The sequence below is a fragment of the Paraburkholderia flagellata genome, assembly GCF_021390645.1.
GTDB lineage: Bacteria > Pseudomonadota > Gammaproteobacteria > Burkholderiales > Burkholderiaceae > Paraburkholderia > Paraburkholderia flagellata.
In genome coordinates this window covers 270,170-286,905 of sequence record NZ_JAJEJT010000002.1, presented here as the reverse complement: position 1 = coordinate 286,905, position 16,736 = coordinate 270,170, and the positions used below count along the sequence as shown (strand labels likewise).

Below are 16,736 nucleotides of genomic sequence, written 5' to 3'. Positions count from 1 at the left end.
ACCGTAGTGCAACCCTGGAATCAGATCTACACACCACTGGGCAGTTTGTGGCTATCCGCGCTCGTCGCTGCCATTCCCATTCTGTTCTTCTTCGTCGCGCTCGCTGGCCTGCGCATGAAAGGCCACGTCGCCGCCGCGATCACCCTGCTGCTCGCGCTCGCCGTGGCGATCTTCGAGTACGGCATGCCCGTGCGTCAGGCACTCATTTCCGCGGGCTTCGGCTTTGCCTATGGCATCTGGCCGATCGCGTGGATCATCGTCACCGCAGTGTTCCTCTACAAGATCGTCGTGAAGACGGGGCAATTCGAAATCATCCGCGCCTCGGTGCTCTCGATCACCGACGACCAGCGCCTGCAACTGCTGCTGATCGGCTTCTCGTTCGGCGCGTTCCTCGAAGGCGCGGCGGGCTTCGGCGCGCCGGTCGCGATCACCTCGGCGCTGCTCGTCGGCCTCGGTTTCGAGCCGCTCTACGCCGCGGGCCTGTGCCTCATCGCCAATACCGCGCCGGTCGCGTTTGGCGCGATGGGCATCCCCATCATCGTCGCGGGCCAGGTGACGGGCATCGATCCCTTCCTGATCGGCGCGATGGCCGGGCGCCAGTTGCCGCTGCTTTCGCTCTTCGTGCCGTTCTGGCTCGTCTTCATCATGGACGGCAAGCGCGGCGTAAAGGAAACGTGGCCCGCCGCGCTCGTCGCAGGCGGCAGCTTCGCTGTTACGCAGTACTTCACATCGAACCACATCGGGCCCGAACTGCCGGACATAACCTCTGCGCTCGTGAGCCTCGTTGCGCTCGCCGCGTTTCTCAATGTCTGGCAGCCGCGCCGGGCAACGCAGGGTACGAGCGTGAAGGTGAGCGGCGGTGCCGCTGCGCTGGGCGGTTTTGGCGGCGGCGCCGGTCGCGCGCGCCCGGCCGCTTCGAGCCGCAAGGCATCGCCGTACAGCATCGCGCAAACTGTGCGCGCGTGGTCGCCGTTCATTCTGCTCACGGTCATCGTGACCGTGTGGAGCGTCAAGCCGTTCAAGGCGCTCTTCGCGGCGAAGGGTCCGCTCGCGGGCACGATTCTGAGCCTGCACGTGCCGGGTCTCGATCAGCTCGTGGTGCGCACGGCACCGATCGTCGCTTCGCCCAAGCCGTATGAGGCCGTATTCAAGCTCGACTGGCTCTCCGCTGTGGGGACCGCCATCATGATTACTGCAATCCTCTCCGCGATCCTGCTGCGCATGAAGCCGCGCGCTGCCGTGGCTGCGTTCTTCGAGACGCTCGGCGAACTGCGCCGCCCCGTGCTTTCCATCGGCCTCGTGCTCGCATTCGCGTTCGTCGCGAACTACTCGGGTATGTCGTCGACGCTCGCTCTCGCGCTTGCAGGCACTGGCGCGGCGTTCCCGTTTTTCTCGCCGTTCCTCGGCTGGCTCGGCGTGTTTCTTACGGGCTCCGACACATCGTCGAACGCGCTGTTCTGCTCGCTGCAGCACACTACGGCGCATCAGATCAACGTGTCGGACACGCTGCTCGTCGCGGCCAACACCTCAGGCGGCGTGAGCGGCAAGATGATCTCGCCGCAGTCGATCGCGGTGGCCTGCGCGGCAACGGGCCTCGTCGGCAAGGAGTCGTCGCTGTTCCGCTTCACCGTGCGTCACAGCCTGTTCTTCGCGGCCGTGGTGGGCGTCGTGACGCTGATTCAGGCTTATGTGCTGACGGGCATGATTCCGCAGTGATTGCGCAATCGCAGTTGCGACGCTGGTTTTAAGCGGCTTTTAAGCCGGCCTGCCTACGCTCGATTCATCCGGCACGCGCTCGCATGCGGTAACGCGATACACGTGCCGGCATCCGTTCAACGAATCGATGGAGGTGGAAAATGAAAGCACGCTCAACTCCGTGGATCGGCGCGGCGCTAGCGCTCGTCGTGGTGTTAGGCGCGCCGGGCGCGTGGGCGGCAACCCCGGCAGCGGGCAACGCAGACGTCACGACCGCAACGGCTGGCGTCCTGCCGCCCGCCGAGCACGAGGGCGACATTGCGTTTCTATCCGGCGGCATCGGCAGCGACCAGTCGGCGGCGTTCAAGTCGGCGATGCATCAATATCCGCTCTCGCTGGAATTCGCGCGGCAATCGGCCGGCGGCAACGAGTATCTTGCGAACGTACCGGTGAAGATCGCCGACATGCACGGCACGCCGCTCCTTTCCACGCGCACGCGCGGCCCGTTCATGCTCGTTTCGATTCCGGCCGGCCGCTATGTGATTACCGCGAGCTACGGCGGCAATACCGAGCGGCGCACGGTGGACATCGGCAAAACGACAGGCGCTCACGAGACCTTTATCTGGCCGATGTGAAAATCATCGACAAGCCCCACAAGCCAGAGGACCTGACGCAAGTTTCATTCACATGACACCCCGTGGCCGCCTTCATGCCACATGAATGAACTCCGTCCCCGATTGCGGCTATGATCGTGAACTGCAGTGCGCCGGCCCGGCGCCCTGCCGGATTCACGGAGAGTGTCGAATGGCAATGGGGTGGCTCGTCGTAATACCGTTCGTCGCCGCGGCGCTCGTCGTGTTCGCGCGACGTTACGCGCCCGCCGCCGGCACCTGGGTCGCTTTCGCGGCCCCGCTCTTCGGCCTTGGACTGCTGGCGAGCGAACGCGTGGGCATGGCCACTCATGGTGTGCTGCACTGGCAAGCCGAGTGGATCCCGCAACTCGGCCTCTCGTTCGCGCTGCGCCTGGACGGCCTCTCGTTCATGTTCGCGCTGCTCGTGCTCGCGATCGGCCTGCTTGTTTTCATCTACGCGCGCTACTATCTCGCGGGCAGCGAGTCGCTGCCGCGCCTTTACGCGCTGCTGCTGCTCTTCATGGGCGCGATGCTCGGCGTCGTGCTCTCGGACAACCTGCTGCTGCTCGTGATCTTCTGGGAACTCACGAGCATCGTGTCGTTCCTGCTGATCGGCTTCTGGCCTTCGCGCCCCGAAGCGCGGCGCGGCGCGCGCATGGCGCTCACGATCACGGGAGCGGGCGGTCTATCGCTATTGGCCGCAGTGCTGCTGCTTGGCCACGTCTGCGGCAGCTATGACCTCGACGTCGTGCTCGCGCATGCGGGCCAGGTGCAGCGCAATCCGTTGTATCCCGCCATTCTGCTGCTCATTCTTTTCGCGGCGTGCACGAAGTCGGCGCAGTTCCCGTTCCACTTCTGGCTGCCGCATGCGATGTCGGCGCCCACGCCCGTTTCCGCGTACCTGCATTCGGCGACCATGGTGAAGGCGGGCATTTTCCTTATCGCGCGCTTTTACCCCGTGCTCGAAGGCACCGACTGGTTCTTCTACGTGACGAGCCTGATCGGCCTCGTCACGCTCACGGGCGGCGCCGCCATGGCGCTCTTGCAGCGTGATCTCAAGGGGCTGCTCGCGTATTCCACCATCAGCCATCTCGGGCTCATCGTGCTGCTGTTCGGCCTCGACACACAACTCTCCACCGTCGCCGCGCTCTTTCACACCTTCAATCACGCGGTATTCAAGGCTTCGCTCTTCATGGCCGCGGGCATCATCGATCACGAAACGGGCACGCGCGATCTCGGCCGCTTGCGCGGCCTGCGCCGCTTCATGCCGCATACCGCCGCGCTAGCCGCCGTGGCGTCGCTCGCCATGGCGGGCGTACCGCTGCTCAACGGCTTCCTCTCGAAGGAAATGTTCTTTGGCGAAACGCTTGCGCAAGGACTGCTCGGCGACTTCAACTGGATCATTCCCGCGCTTGCGGTCATTGCGGCGGGGCTCTCGGTGGCGTACTCGCTGCGCTTCGTGTGGGGCGTGTTTTTCGACGGCGAAACGCCGCACGATCTTCCGCACTACCCGCCGCACGAGCCACCGCGCTTCATGAAGCTACCCGTCGAAATTCTCGTCGTGATGTGTCTGCTCGTGGGGCTCGTGCCGCAGCAGACCATCGGCAAGATGCTCGAATCCGCGGCGTGGTTCGCACTGGGCGGCGTCGTGCCCACTTACAGCTTGAGCCTGTGGCACGGCATCAATCTACCGCTGCTGATGAGCTGCGTGTCGTTCCTGGGCGGCACCCTGCTGTTCTTCTATCGCCGCGACGCGTTCCGCCATCATCGTTCGATGCTTTCCGAAATGAACGCGAGCGAAGGCTTCGACCGCTTCGTGCAGCAACTCGAAAAAGCCGCGGGCTTCGTGGTGAAACGCTTCGAAACGCGATCGCTGCCGTCGTATCTCGCGTGGATGATCGCGGCGATGCTGATCGTGCCTGGCGCAGCGCTGCTCGCACTTCCGTCGCTGGACGGCACGTATCGCTCGGCGCCGCTTGACGCGATGACGCTCGTCGGCCTCGTGCTGATGGCGCTGATGGCAGTGGGCGTCGTGCTCGTGCGCGCCAATACGCTCTATGCACTCGTGCTGCTGAGCACCTGCGGGCTGCTCGTCACGCTCGCGTTCGTGCGTTTTTCCGCGCCGGACCTCGCGCTTACGCAGATCTCCGTGGAAGTGGTCACAGTGCTGCTGCTCGTGCTCGCCATCTACTTTCTGCCTGTCGTGCAGCGCGCGGAACACGCTCCCGTCGCGCGCACGCGCAACGCGGTGCTCGCACTCGCGGGCGGCGCGCTGATCGGCGGCGTGGCGTATGCGGTGATGACGCGTGCGCCCATCGATGGCGTCGGCCAGTTCTTTCTCGCGAATGCGCTGCCGGGCAGCGGCGGCCACAACGTCGTGAACGTGATCCTCGTGGATTTCCGGGGCTTCGACACGATGGTCGAGATCAGCGTGCTGGTGGTCGCGGGACTCGCCGTGAAGGCGCTGCTGCGCGGCCTGCGTCTGAAGTCTCCCGACACGGGGCCGGGCGGCCTGCCGTGGTCGTCGCAATCGCATCCGCTGCTGCTCGCCATTCTTGCGCGTCTCATGCTGCCGCTCACCGTACTCGTTGCCGTGTTCATCTTTTTGCGCGGCCATAATTTGCCGGGCGGCGGCTTCATCGCTTCGCTCGTTATATCCATTGCGCTCCTTCTGCAATACGTGGCGAGCGGCGTTTTGTGGACCGAATCGCGCATCCGCATCAACTACCGTGCACTCGCGGGCCTCGGCATTCTCGTTGCGGCCGCAACGGGCGTGGGCGCGATCGTGCTCGGCCAGCCCTTCCTCACCAGCGCGTTCGGCCATCTGCATGTGCCGCTGATCGGCGAAATCGAACTGAGCACGGCCATGCTGTTCGACCTCGGCGTGCTTGGCGCCGTGGTCGGCACGACGCTCACGATCGTCTCGCACCTCGGCGTGCGCGACAAAGACATGCAAAACGTGGAGAAAAGCTGATGGAAGCCGCCTTCGCCATTACGCTCGGCGTGCTCTGCGCGAGCGGCATCTACCTGCTGCTGTGCGCGCGCGTGCTGCCGGTGATACTCGGCATCACGCTGTTCTCCTACGCGATCAACCTGTTCCTGCTCGGCATGGGACGTCTGTCCACCGGCAAGCCGCCCGTGATCGCGCCGGGCGCCCAATACGCGGACCCCGTGCCGCAGGCGCTCGTGCTCACCGCCATCGTGATCGGCTTCGCCATGACGGCCTTCACGGTCGTGCTCGCGCTGCGCGCGCTCGCGATAGACGGCAGCGATCACGTCGATGGCGACAACCCGTGCCACAACGCCCTGGAGACGCGCGGCGAATGAACCACGCTCTCATCCTCCCCATCCTCATTCCGCTTTTCACTGGCGGCGCGATCGTTGCGCTGCCGCTGCGTGCGAAGCGCTTGCAGCGTGCGATCAACGTGATCGCCACGCTCGCGCTGCTGCCGATAGCGGTGGCGCTCGCCGAATTCGCGGCGCAGGGGCAGATTGCGAGCTATGCGCTCGGCGCGTGGCCCGCGCCGTTCGGCATCGTGCTGCAGATCGACCGGCTTGGCGCGCTCATGCTCGTGCTGACCGCGCTGCTCGCCTGCTGCTGCCTGCTCGGCACCACGAGCGCCGACGCGCGGCGCGGGCGCTACTATCGCGCGCTCGTGCAGTTCGAATTGATGGGCCTGAACGGCGCGTTTCTCGCGGGCGATCTCTTCAACCTGTTCGTATTCTTCGAACTGCTGCTGATCGCGTCCTATGCGCTGCTGCTGCACGGCGGCGGACGCCGCCGCGTGCGCAACGGCCTGCACTACATGCTGCTGAACCTCGTGGGATCGTCGTTCTTCCTGATCGCGCTGGGCGTGCTGTATGGCCTCACGGGCACACTCAACATGGCCGACATGGGCGAGCGACTCGCGCATCTGGACGCCGCGTCGCTGCCGCTCGCGCAGTTCGCGGGTGCGATGCTCCTGCTCGTATTCGGCCTCAAGGCCGCCGTGTTCCCGATGTCGTTCTGGTTGCCGCAGGCATATCGCAGCGCAATCGGTCCGGTCGCCGCGCTGTTCGCGATCATGACCAAGGTCGGCATCTACGCGATGCTTCGTTGCGACGCGCTCGTATTCGGCGCGGCGGGCGGCTTGCTCGATGCATTCCTGCATCAATGGGCTTGGTGGCTCGCCATCGCGACGATTATCTATGGCGCGCTCGGCGCGCTTGCGGTATCGAGCCTCAAGACCACGACGGGCTTTCTCGTGCTGGTCTCGGTCGGTCTGCTGATCGCCGCCGTCACGCTGCAAACGGTGCTTGCGTGGAGCGCGCTGTTGTACTACCTCATCAGCACGACGCTATGCACGGGCGCACTGTTCATGCTCGCCGATACACTGGAGTCCGAAACAACCCAATCTCCGGTCGCGCCCACTGCAGCCGACACTCGCGAACCCGCCTCGCTCGAATCGCTCGACGACGCCACTGCGCCCGCCATCACACCCGACGCGGACAGCGAGCCGGATACTGCCAGGCCAGCGGCCCCTGAAAAGCATCCCGCGCCCTGGCCCTCGAACATCGCCGGCGTGCTCTATCTCGCGGCAGCCGTGGGCGCGGCTGGACTGCCGCCGCTCTCGGGGTTTCTCGGCAAGGCCATGGTGCTCGCCGCTACGCCGATTGCGCAAGCTGTCGTGCTCTGGCCTGCCGTACTGGTCTCGGGACTGCTGTCGATCGTCGCATTGAGCCGCACGGGCACGCGCCTGCTGTGGGCCGATCCCACTGCACGCGCCTACAACGGCGCACCGGCCGCAGCGCCGCGAGGCAGCCGCGCCAAGCTCGCCGCGTGCGCGCTGCTGCTCGCGGGCGTCGTGGCCACGACGGTCTTTGCCGGCCCGCTCAAGCAGTATCTCGACGCCACCGCCGCGCAGTTGCTCGACCGCGAAGCCTACGTTCACGCGATCCTGCCCGCGCAGGCACCGCAAACGACACAGGGCGGAGGAAGCTGACATGCTCAAGAGGCTCTTTCCGCACCCCTGGCTCACACTCGTGCTGCTCGTCTGCTGGTTATTGCTGATGAACGACGCAACGCCGGGTAACCTGCTGCTTGGCTTCGTGCTCGGCACGGTCATCGCCTTCGCCGTGGGCGAAGGGCTGTGGCTCGCGCCCGTGCGCTTCGGCAAACCGTGGCTGCTCGTGCGGCTCTTCGGGCACGTGCTTTACGACATCCTCGTGGCGAATCTCGAAGTCGCGCTGCTCGTGCTCGGCCCGATGACGCGCCTGCGCCCCGCCTTCATCGAGGTGCCGCTAGACAGCACCCACGAAATCGCGCTTGCGGCGCTCATCAGCATCGTCTCGCTGAGTCCCGGCACGCTGTGCGCCGAGCTCTCCGACGACCGCACGCGCCTGGTCGTCCACGTGCTCGATCTCGAAGACGAAGCCGCGCTCGTCGCCTTGATCAAGTCCCGTTACGAAGCCCCGCTCATGGAGATCTTCGCATGCTAGCCATCGTCATTCCGGTGTCGTTCGCGATCCTCGGGCTCGCATTTCTGCTCACACTCGTGCGCCTCGTGCGTGGACCCTCGCTGCCCGACCGGCTCGTCGCGCTCGACACGCTGAATATCAACGCGATCGCGCTGATCGTCGTCTACGGCATCATGCAGCGTTCGACGGTCTTCTTCGAAATCGCGCTGCTCATCGCGGTGATGGGGTTCGTCGCGACGGTCGCGTTCACGAAGTACCTGCAGCGCGGCGACATCATCGAACTGAACTAGGGCGAGTTCGTCATGCAAACCGTCATCGAAGCGATTGTCTGCGTACTGCTCCTGCTCGGCAGCGTGTTCACGCTGATCGGCGCGATAGGCCTCGCACGGCTGCCCGACTTCTACATGCGCCTGCACGGACCGACCAAGTCGACCACACTCGGCGTGGGCGGCGTCGTGCTTGCGTCCGTCGTCTACTTCAGCACGCACGACAATTTCGCGAGCCTGCACGAAGTGCTGATTCCAGCGTTCCTGTTTCTCACCGCGCCCATCAGCGCACATATGCTCACGAAGGCCGGTATCCAGCAACGTGTTCGCGTTTCATCCGTCACACGCGGACGACCGGACGCCACCATCGCTCGCGCAAGCGGCGAGCGTGCGCAAGACGCGAACCCGGATGACGCCGCCGCACAAGATTCTTGAATTTCGGCGTGGACTTTCACGCCTGAAAAAGCTGCCATCGAACGCTGTAAAGATCGCACGCCCGGCTTCACACCGGCGCCGGACCGCGCCGCTCTCACCTTCTCCTCATCCCGTTGCACGCGCAATCACTGCGTGACTCGCAACGCGCGGCACACCAATTGCTGATCCTGCTCGCCCCCGATGGAACATCGCGCCGCCGTCACGGCTCGCGAACGGGCGCAATAACAATGCGCGGCCGCAATCGAGGCCGTACACCGTGCAGCCTGAACGAAACAGATGAGGTGAACAATGAAGACGATGCGCACCCTGCTCGCCTTCGCGAGCGCGGCGGCCCTGCTCACTGCGTGTGGCGGCGGCAGCAGCAGCAACGATGTCGGCAAGGAGATCGGCGTGCAGAACCCTGAAATCCATTTCGTGCATGCCCTGCCGGGCGGCCCGAACGTCGATTTCCTGGTCAACGGCCCCTTGCAGACGAACATCGCATACAAGCAGGTGACGAACTTCGCCAACATCAACACCGGCAACACGAACGTCTCGTATGCGAGCACCGGCACGACCACGGCGCTTGCAAGCGGCAACTTCCCCGACGTGGCGAAGGGCCACGAGTACACCGTGCTCGCGCTGCCCGCGCTCACCGGCGGCGACATCGGCCTGATCGACGATCCGTTCGACAAGGGCCTGCTTTCCAGCAGCGCACGCCTTCGCGCGTTCAACGCCACCGTCAACGCGCAGAACCTCGACATCTACATCGTCGCACCCGGCACGGATATCAACACCGTGCAGCCGACGTTGCCGGCCGTGGGATACAAGAACGCCGTGCCCGCGAGCGGCCAGGACTCGATCTACATGAACGGCGGCAACTACGTGGCGATCGTGACGACAGCGGGCAGCAAGACAGCGATCTACGAATCGGCTTCGTTCAACCTCGCGAACAACGCGGACTGGCTCATTACGACCGTGCCGATTTCGGGTACGCTCTCGCAACTCCTGCCGGGGCAGATTCACCTGCTCGTCGCGCAGGGCGGCAACACCTCGCAGCCAGCCGTGGAGTACAACAACACGCTCACGGGCCAATAGTTCGTTGCGCTCGCAACCGTCGCGGCGAGTCGAGGCGTGCGCTATGCGCCTCTCACGCGTCCCCGCCGCGCCCGGTCTTGCGCGCTTCGGCCAGTACGTAATCGATGAATGTGGACGCCGCCCGCGTGTGATGCCGGTTCGGCATGTAGAGCATGTACATGTGCGTGCCGAAAATGCTCAAGCGCCAGCTATCGAGCGACGTGACGGCGGCGCCCTGGCGAATGTCGTCGTGCATCACGTAGTCGGGCACGATACCTACGCCGAGTCCTGCCAGAATCGACTGCCGCAAAAATAGAAAGTTTTCCGAAATGATCGAAGGCTCGAGCAACACCTCGTGCCGGTCCTCGTCCAGATAGCCCGCCAGCCGCAATTGCCGCCCCACCACCGTTGCTGTGATGACGGGCGCGCGCGCCAGGTCTTCCAGCGTTTGCGGCATGCCATGTTTTTCGGCCCACTCCGTGCACGCGCACGCGATGTACTTCACCGGGCCCATGTCGCGCGCCACGAGATTCTGCGGAGGCTCGTGCATCACGCGCACGGCGATATCCACTTCGTCGCGCAGCAGGTCTTCCACGCGATTTTCGAACATCACGTCGAGCACGATGCCGGGGTACATGCGCTTGAACTGGATGAGCCAGTCCGACATGACGAGCTGCCCGTAGCCGCTCGGCACGGAAAGCCGCACGCGCCCCTGCAGGCTCTGGCCGAGGGTGGAGACCGACTCGCGCGCGGCGAGCAGCGCATTCTGGATCGCGCGGCCGTGCTCGTAAAGCTTCAGGCCGATTTCGGTCGGCTCGACGCGGCGCGTGGTGCGGCGCACGAGTTGCAGGCCGATTGACTTCTCCAGATGGTTGAGGTGGTAGCTGACGTTCGCGCGGCTCATCTTGAGCCGGCGCGCCGCCTCGCTCAGGTTGCCGGCGTCGAGAATCTCGACGAGCAGGGTCAGCGCATTGACGTCCATGGCACTTCCACTGTCAAAGATATTTTGACAGTCTGTCAACGAGCCATGGGATTGTCAATTCCCCCTGACGCGCCGAGAATCGACGCGAACATGACACATTGGCGTCTGGCGCACCAGTCCGGCCCTCATTATGGAGACATCACCCCCATGGCATCCGATCCCGTGAACGCCTCCCCCGTCACTCACGAACTGCGCGGCAAGGTGCTGCTCGTCACCGTGGACAATCCGCCCGTCAACGCGCTGGGTGTGGACGTGCGCCGCGGCCTCGCCGCCGCCATCGAGCATGCCGAAGCGAACGACGCCGTGCAGGCCGTGCTGATCGTCGGCGCGGGGCGCAATTTCATCGCCGGCGCGGACATTCGCGAGTTCGGCAAGCCGCCGCAGCCGCCCGCGCTGCCCGACGTTTGCAACCGCATCGAGGCCTGCCACAAGCCGGTGATCGCCGCCATTCACGGCGCGGCCCTCGGCGGCGGCCTCGAAGTGGCGCTCGCGGCGCATTACCGGCTTGCCGTGGCCGGCGCCAAACTCGGCCTGCCCGAGGTGCAACTGGGCCTGCTGCCGGGAGCCGGCGGCACGCAACGCACGCCGCGGCTGATCGGCGCCGAAGCCGCGCTCTCGCTCATGCTGAGCGGCCGCCACGCGAGCGCGCAGGAAGCGCAAAAGCTCGGCCTGGTCGATCGCGTGGGCGCGAGCGACGACATTCTCGCCGAAGGCCTCGCCTACGCGCAGGAACTGCTCGCGGGTCATGCGCACGTACGCCGCACGCGCGACGCCCAGGCGCTCGCGGACCGCCCGCAAGCGCAAGCCGCAATCGATGCCGCGCGCGCCGACACCGCGAAGAAGTCGCGCGGTCTCTTTTCTCCGCTGAAGATCGTCGATTGCGTGCAGGCCGCGCTCGATCTTTCGTTCGACGAAGGCCTGCGCTTCGAGCGCAAGCAGTTCATCGAGTGCCTCGAAAGCCCGCAGCGCGCGGGCCTCGTGCACGCCTTCTTCGCCGAGCGCGAAGTGCAGAAAGCCCCTGAAACGAAGAGCGCGAAGCCGCGCGCGATCGAAACCGTCGGCGTGATCGGCGGCGGCACGATGGGCGCGGGCATTGCCGTCGCCGTGCTCGACGCGGGCCTGCCCGTGACGATGATCGAGCGCGACGACGCCTCGCTCGCCCGCGGCCGCGCGCATGTGGAAAAGGTCTACGACGGCCTCATCGCAAAGGGCCGCATGAAGCCCGAGGCGAAAGCGCAGATCCTCGCGCGCTTTGACGGCAGCACTTCGTACGATGCGCTCGCGAACACCGATCTCGTGATCGAAGCCGTGTTCGAGGACATGGCCGTGAAGCAGGCCGTGTTCGCCGAACTCGACCGCGTGTGCAAACCCGGCGCCGTGCTCGCGACCAACACCTCGTACCTCGACATCGACGCCATTGCGGCGAGCATCAAGCGCCCACAGGACGTGGTGGGTCTGCACTTCTTCTCGCCCGCCAACATCATGAAGCTGCTCGAAATCGTGGTGCCGAAGCAGGTGAGCGCCGACGTGGTCGCCACCGCATTCGAGCTGGCGAAGAAGCTGCGCAAGGTTCCGGTGCGCGCGGGTGTGTGCGACGGCTTCATCGGCAATCGCATTCTCGCGGTGTTCCGCACCGCTGCGGATCATCTGATGGAAGACGGCGCTTCGCCGTATCAGATCGACAAGGCCGTACGTGACTTCGGCTTTCCGATGGGCCCGTACCAGGTGGTCGATCTCGCGGGCGGCGACATCGGCTGGGCCACGCGCAAGCGCCGCGCCGCCACGCGCGACCCGAAGGCGCGCTACGTGCAGATTGCCGACCGCGTCTGCGAGCGCGGCTGGTTCGGCCAGAAGACGGGCCGCGGCTTCTACCTCTACCCCGAAGGCGCGCGCACCGGCACGCCCGACCCCGAAGTCGAAGCCATCATCCGCGCTGAGCGCGAGCGCGCCGGCATCGCGCCGCGCAGCTTCAGCGACGAAGAGATCATGCGCCGCTACATGGCCGCGATGGTCAACGAAGGCGCAAACGTCGTGTTCGAGAAGATCGCGCTGCGCCCGCTCGACGTGGACGTCGCGCTGCTCTACGGCTACGGCTTCCCGCGCTATCGCGGCGGCCCGATGAAATACGCCGATACCGTGGGTCTCGCCAACGTGCTCGCCGATATCCGCGAGTACGCAAAGGAAGATCCGCTGTTCTGGCGTCCTTCGCCGCTGCTCGTCGAACTCGTGGAGCGCGGCGAGAATTTCGCGAGCCTCAATCAATCGGTCTGAAGGTGCAATAAGGAGCTTTTCACACATGGACCTCAAATTCACCACCGAAGAAGAGGCGTTCCGCAGCGAAGTGCTCGCCTTCCTGAAGGAGCGCCTGCCGCAGCGCCTCGCGAACAAGGTGAGCAACGGTCGGCACCTCACGCGCGACGACATGGCGCAATGGCACGCCATCCTCCACGAAAAAGGCTGGCTCGCGAATCACTGGCCGAAGGAATACGGCGGCCCTGGCTGGAGCGCAGTGCAGAAGTTCATCTTCGAGAACGAATGCGCGATTGCGGGCGCGCCGCGCATCGTGCCGTTCGGCGTGAACATGCTCGGGCCCGTACTCATCAAGTACGGCAGCGAGGCGCAAAAGCGCTACTGGCTGCCGCGCATTCTCGATGGCTCGGACTGGTGGTGCCAGGGCTATTCGGAACCGGGCGCAGGCTCGGACCTCGCCTCTGTGCGCACCACGGCAGTTCGTAGCGGCGACCACTACCTGGTGAACGGCCAGAAAACGTGGACCACGCTCGGCCACTACGCGAACATGATCTTCTGCCTCGTGCGCACCGCCACCGACGTGCGCAAGCAGGAGGGCATCAGCTTCTTGCTGATCGACATGAACACGCCGGGCATCGAAGTCCGCCCCATCGTCACGCTCGACGGAGAACATGAGGTGAACGAAGTGTTCTTCACCGACGTACGCGTACCGGTGGAAAATCTCGTTGGCGAAGAAAACAAGGGCTGGACCTACGCGAAATATCTGCTCACGTACGAGCGCACGAATATCGCTGGCGTCGGCTTTTCGGTGGCGGCGCTCGCGCGCCTGAAGCGCGCCGCGCAGAAAATCACGCGCAACGGCAAGCCGCTTGCGCAAGATCCGCAGTTCGCCGCGCGCCTTGCGAAGGTCGAGATCGATCTGGAGAACATGAAGACGACGAACCTGCGCGTGATCGCAGCCGTCGCGGGCGGCGGCGTGCCCGGTGCGGAAAGCTCGATGCTGAAGATTCGCGGCACCGAAATCCGCCAGGAGATTTCCTCGCTGCTGCGTCGCGCGATGGGGCCGTACGCGGCGCCGTTCGTCGAGGAAGCGCTCGAGGAAGGCTATGCGGGCGATGCGATCGGCCCGGATGAAGCCGCCAGCGCCGCCGCGCAATACTTCAACAACCGCAAGTTGTCGATTTTCGGCGGCTCCAACGAAATTCAGAAGAACATCATCTCCAAGATGATTCTCGGTCTTTGAGAGGCACGCCATGGATTTCCAGCACACAGAAGACCGCCGCATGCTTGCGGATACGCTCAACCGCTTCATTACGGAGCAGTACGCTTTCAATACGCGCGATACAATCGCGCGCTCCACGCAAGGCTTTAGCGCAGACATGTGGCAGCGCTTCGCCGAACTCGGCGTGATCGGCGCGCTGTTCGACGAGGCCGATGGCGGCTTTGGGGGCGCAGCCTTCGACGTCGCGGTGGTGTTCGAAGCGCTCGGGCGCGGCCTCGTGGTCGAGCCGTTCCTCGATACTCTGATCGTTGGCCGCGTGCTCGCCCATGCGGGCAGCGAGGCGCAGCGCGCGCGCATTGCGTCGTTCATCGACGGTTCGCAAATCGCTACGCTCGCGCACGACGAACCGGGTTCGCACTACGAGGAAGCGCGCGTGACGACCCGTGCGGAGAAAAGCGCGGACGGTTGGGTTCTGCAAGGCGCAAAGGGCGTCGTGCAGCACGCGGAACATGCCGACGTATTGCTCGTTTCGGCGCGTGCCGCGTTCGACAAACCCGGTAGCGTATTCGACGAAGCGGGCATCTCCCTCTTCCTCGTGCCGCGCGATGCAGCAGGCGTGAGCGTGCGCGGCTACCGCAAGATCGACGGCGGCCGTGCAGCGGAAGTGACGCTCGACAACGTGAAGTTGAATGCCGATGCGCTCGTCGGCACGCAAGGCAGCGGCTTCGCGACGCTCGAACACGCACGCGGCTACGGCATCGTGGCGCTCGCGGCGGAAGCCGTGGGCGCGATGGATATCGCACGCGGCTTCACGCTCGAATACCTGCGCACGCGCAAGCAGTTCGGCGCACCCATCGGCAGCTTCCAGGCGTTGCAGCATCGCATGGCGGACGTGCTGCTCGAAATCGAGCAGGCGCGCTCGGCGGTCATCAACGCCGCAGCGGCGATCGACGCACCGCGCGTGCAGCGCGAGCGCGCGCTTTCGGCGGCGAAGTACACGATCGGGCGCATTGGCGCGCGCGTGGCGGAAGAGGCGATCCAGCTGCATGGCGGCATTGGCATGACGTGGGAATTGCCGCTTGCGCACTATGCAAAGCGGCTCGTCATGATCGATCATCAGCTGGGCGACGAGGATCATCATCTCGCGCGCTACATCGCATTGGGGCGTGAGGCGGCGTGAGCCATGAGGGGGCGGCTGCGAACAGTTGCCCCAACAACGAACCAGGAGTGCCTGTCGATGCAGACGGACAAAAGCAGCTTGCCTCTATCGGGCGTGCGCGTACTCGATCTTTCGCGTGTGCTGGCCGGGCCGTGGAGCGCGATGGTGCTCGGCGATCTCGGCGCGGAAGTCATCAAGATCGAGCATCCCGACCGCGGCGACGACACGCGCGACTGGGGCGTGCGAGTCGGCAAGACCGAGACTGCGTATTTCAACAGCGTGAATCGCAACAAGCGTTCGATCACGCTCGATCTGCAAACGCCCGAAGGCCAGCAGATCGTGCGCGAGCTGGCGAAGAACAGCGACATCGTCATCCAGAACTTCAAGTTCGGTGGCGTGGAAAAGCTCGGGCTTGGCTATGAGCAGTTGAGCGCGGAGAACCCGCGTCTCATCTATTGCTCGATTTCGGGCTACGACCGCACTGGCCCCGAAGCAAAACGCCCCGGCTACGACCTCGTCGTGCAGGGTGAAACGGGCCTGATGGCGATGAACGGCGAAGCCCACCAGCCGCCGCTCAAGTTCGGCGTGGCGGCCGTGGATCTCTTCACGGGCATGTATTCCGCGCAGGCGATGCTCGCCGCGCTGTACGAGCGCGAGCGCACGGGACGCGGGCGCCATATCGAAATGGCGCTGTTCGACTGCGGCATCATGATTACCGCTTATTACGGCCTCGAAGCGCTGCTGATCGGCGAAGACCCGCCGCGCTACGGCAACGCGCACCCGTCGATCGTGCCGTATGGCGTGTTCGATGCAGCCGATGGTCCGCTCGTCATCACTGTGGGCAACAACGCGCAGTTCGAGCGCTTTTGCCGCGAAGTGATCGAGCGCGCCGACCTCGCCGACGACGCACGCTACAAGACCAACATTCTGCGCGGACAGAACCGCGAAACGCTCGTGCCGGAACTCACGCGCGAACTGGGCAGCCGTCCGCGCAAGCTCTTGCTCGAACGCCTCGCGCGTGCGGGCATTCCGTGCGGCGAAGTGGCAGGCTTGCGCGAGGCGCTGCTTTCGCCGCGCGCCACGCTTGGCGGACTCGTCACGCAGCAGCCGCATCCGCATACCGAAAGCGGCACGACGCCCGTGCTCGCGCCGCCGTGGCGCTTCGATGGCGAACGCATGCCCGTGCGGCACGCGCCGCCGCAACTCGGCGAAGGCACGCAGGATGTCTTGCAGTCGCTGCTCGGTTATTCGGCGGAACAACTGGCCGGGTTGAAGGAAAAAGGCGTTATCTAGCCTGGTCACACTCGTGCTCGAACTCGCTGGCGCAATCGGCTAATACGCCGCCAATCAGCCGCAAATCAGCCGCCAGCCCTGCGCGTCGCCGCCGCGCGACGCGGCCCCCCGCCTTCGCCACCCCGCTCTGCCCCGCCCGGCCTTGCGTCGCACGTAGTTGCGCGCGCCCGGTTATATTGCGCCTGATGGTCCCGCACGCCGCTTGCGGCACATCGCGGACGGCCGGTTGCGGACGGCCAGTCGCGGACGGCCAGTTGCGGACGGCCGGTAGCGGACCGACACCCGCCCA

14 protein-coding genes are annotated in these 16,736 nt (G+C 65.1%); 13 read left to right on the top strand and 1 reads right to left on the bottom strand.

From position 1 onward, the window contains the following. Positions 1-6: 6 nt before the first annotated feature. The 9 genes from L0U83_RS15685 to L0U83_RS15645 all read left to right on the top strand — a co-directional run bounded on the left by L0U83_RS15685 (position 7) and on the right by L0U83_RS15645 (position 9,562). Positions 7-1,716: a lactate permease LctP family transporter gene (locus tag L0U83_RS15685; protein ID WP_233884458.1), complete on the top strand. Its 1,710-nt coding sequence runs from the start codon at positions 7-9 to the stop codon at positions 1,714-1,716. Positions 1,717-1,856: 140 nt separating this feature from the next. Further along, positions 1,857-2,330, top strand: coding sequence for a fructose-bisphosphate aldolase (locus L0U83_RS15680; protein ID WP_233884455.1), 474 nt, complete (start codon positions 1,857-1,859; stop codon positions 2,328-2,330). 169 nt (positions 2,331-2,499) lie between these two features. Further along, on the top strand, positions 2,500-5,301 hold the full coding sequence (locus L0U83_RS15675; protein ID WP_233884454.1) for a monovalent cation/H+ antiporter subunit A: 2,802 nt from the start codon (positions 2,500-2,502) through the stop codon (positions 5,299-5,301). After that, a complete protein-coding gene (locus tag L0U83_RS15670) occupies positions 5,301-5,654 on the top strand; it encodes a Na+/H+ antiporter subunit C (protein ID WP_233884452.1) in 354 nt (117 codons plus the stop codon). The genes L0U83_RS15675 and L0U83_RS15670 overlap by 1 nt, the downstream gene beginning before the upstream one ends. Further along, positions 5,651-7,309 carry a monovalent cation/H+ antiporter subunit D gene (locus tag L0U83_RS15665; RefSeq protein ID WP_233884449.1) on the top strand — a complete coding sequence of 553 codons (1,659 nt, stop codon included), beginning with the start codon at positions 5,651-5,653 and terminating at the stop codon, positions 7,307-7,309. Before L0U83_RS15670 ends, L0U83_RS15665 begins: the two co-directional genes overlap by 4 nt. A gap of 1 nt (position 7,310) precedes the next feature. Next, positions 7,311-7,805, top strand: a complete 495-nt coding sequence (locus tag L0U83_RS15660; protein WP_233884447.1) for a Na+/H+ antiporter subunit E — start codon at positions 7,311-7,313, stop codon at positions 7,803-7,805. Continuing rightward, a complete protein-coding gene (locus L0U83_RS15655) occupies positions 7,799-8,074 on the top strand; it encodes a K+/H+ antiporter subunit F (protein ID WP_233884446.1) in 276 nt (91 codons plus the stop codon). Before L0U83_RS15660 ends, L0U83_RS15655 begins: the two co-directional genes overlap by 7 nt. A 12-nt stretch (positions 8,075-8,086) precedes the next feature. Continuing rightward, positions 8,087-8,485 (top strand): Na+/H+ antiporter subunit G, encoded by a 399-nt coding sequence (locus tag L0U83_RS15650; protein WP_233884445.1) that lies wholly within the window; start codon positions 8,087-8,089, stop codon positions 8,483-8,485. Between the two features lie 288 nt (positions 8,486-8,773). Further along, entirely contained in the window at positions 8,774-9,562 is a 789-nt protein-coding gene (locus tag L0U83_RS15645; protein WP_233884442.1) for a DUF4397 domain-containing protein, read from the top strand. Positions 9,563-9,614: 52 nt separating this feature from the next. Here the strand turns inward: L0U83_RS15645 and L0U83_RS15640 are convergent, their stop codons facing one another. Continuing rightward, positions 9,615-10,523 (bottom strand): LysR family transcriptional regulator, encoded by a 909-nt coding sequence (locus L0U83_RS15640; protein WP_233884441.1) that lies wholly within the window; start codon positions 10,521-10,523, stop codon positions 9,615-9,617. Between the two features lie 147 nt (positions 10,524-10,670). Here L0U83_RS15640 and L0U83_RS15635 point away from each other — a divergent pair, with 147 nt between their 5' ends. Genes L0U83_RS15635 through L0U83_RS15620 form a run of 4 tightly spaced genes read left to right on the top strand, consistent with a single transcriptional unit; the run spans position 10,671 to position 16,447 of the window. Continuing rightward, positions 10,671-12,794 (top strand): 3-hydroxyacyl-CoA dehydrogenase NAD-binding domain-containing protein, encoded by a 2,124-nt coding sequence (locus L0U83_RS15635; protein WP_233884440.1) that lies wholly within the window; start codon positions 10,671-10,673, stop codon positions 12,792-12,794. A gap of 25 nt (positions 12,795-12,819) precedes the next feature. Then, positions 12,820-14,016, top strand: coding sequence for an acyl-CoA dehydrogenase family protein (locus L0U83_RS15630; RefSeq protein WP_233884439.1), 1,197 nt, complete (start codon positions 12,820-12,822; stop codon positions 14,014-14,016). Positions 14,017-14,026: 10 nt separating this feature from the next. Then, positions 14,027-15,175: an acyl-CoA dehydrogenase family protein gene (locus tag L0U83_RS15625; protein ID WP_233884436.1), complete on the top strand. Its 1,149-nt coding sequence runs from the start codon at positions 14,027-14,029 to the stop codon at positions 15,173-15,175. A gap of 57 nt (positions 15,176-15,232) precedes the next feature. Beyond that, positions 15,233-16,447, top strand: coding sequence for a CaiB/BaiF CoA transferase family protein (locus L0U83_RS15620; protein WP_233884434.1), 1,215 nt, complete (start codon positions 15,233-15,235; stop codon positions 16,445-16,447). The last annotated feature ends 289 nt before the right edge of the window (positions 16,448-16,736 follow it).

What these genes read in the sequence shown, in the direction of transcription:
- L0U83_RS15680 (WP_233884455.1), top strand. Translation starts at nt 1,857, where the DNA reads ATGAAAGCACGCTCAACTCCGTGGATCGGCGCGGCGCTAGCGCTCGTC.
- L0U83_RS15675 (WP_233884454.1), top strand. Translation starts at nt 2,500, where the DNA reads ATGGCAATGGGGTGGCTCGTCGTAATACCGTTCGTCGCCGCGGCGCTC.
- L0U83_RS15670 (WP_233884452.1), top strand. Translation starts at nt 5,301, where the DNA reads ATGGAAGCCGCCTTCGCCATTACGCTCGGCGTGCTCTGCGCGAGCGGC.
- L0U83_RS15665 (WP_233884449.1), top strand. Translation starts at nt 5,651, where the DNA reads ATGAACCACGCTCTCATCCTCCCCATCCTCATTCCGCTTTTCACTGGC.
- L0U83_RS15660 (WP_233884447.1), top strand. Translation starts at nt 7,311, where the DNA reads ATGCTCAAGAGGCTCTTTCCGCACCCCTGGCTCACACTCGTGCTGCTC.
- L0U83_RS15655 (WP_233884446.1), top strand. Translation starts at nt 7,799, where the DNA reads ATGCTAGCCATCGTCATTCCGGTGTCGTTCGCGATCCTCGGGCTCGCA.
- L0U83_RS15650 (WP_233884445.1), top strand. Translation starts at nt 8,087, where the DNA reads ATGCAAACCGTCATCGAAGCGATTGTCTGCGTACTGCTCCTGCTCGGC.
- L0U83_RS15645 (WP_233884442.1), top strand. Translation starts at nt 8,774, where the DNA reads ATGAAGACGATGCGCACCCTGCTCGCCTTCGCGAGCGCGGCGGCCCTG.
- L0U83_RS15640 (WP_233884441.1), bottom strand. Translation starts at nt 10,523, where the DNA reads ATGGACGTCAATGCGCTGACCCTGCTCGTCGAGATTCTCGACGCCGGC.
- L0U83_RS15635 (WP_233884440.1), top strand. Translation starts at nt 10,671, where the DNA reads ATGGCATCCGATCCCGTGAACGCCTCCCCCGTCACTCACGAACTGCGC.
- L0U83_RS15630 (WP_233884439.1), top strand. Translation starts at nt 12,820, where the DNA reads ATGGACCTCAAATTCACCACCGAAGAAGAGGCGTTCCGCAGCGAAGTG.
- L0U83_RS15625 (WP_233884436.1), top strand. Translation starts at nt 14,027, where the DNA reads ATGGATTTCCAGCACACAGAAGACCGCCGCATGCTTGCGGATACGCTC.
- L0U83_RS15620 (WP_233884434.1), top strand. Translation starts at nt 15,233, where the DNA reads ATGCAGACGGACAAAAGCAGCTTGCCTCTATCGGGCGTGCGCGTACTC.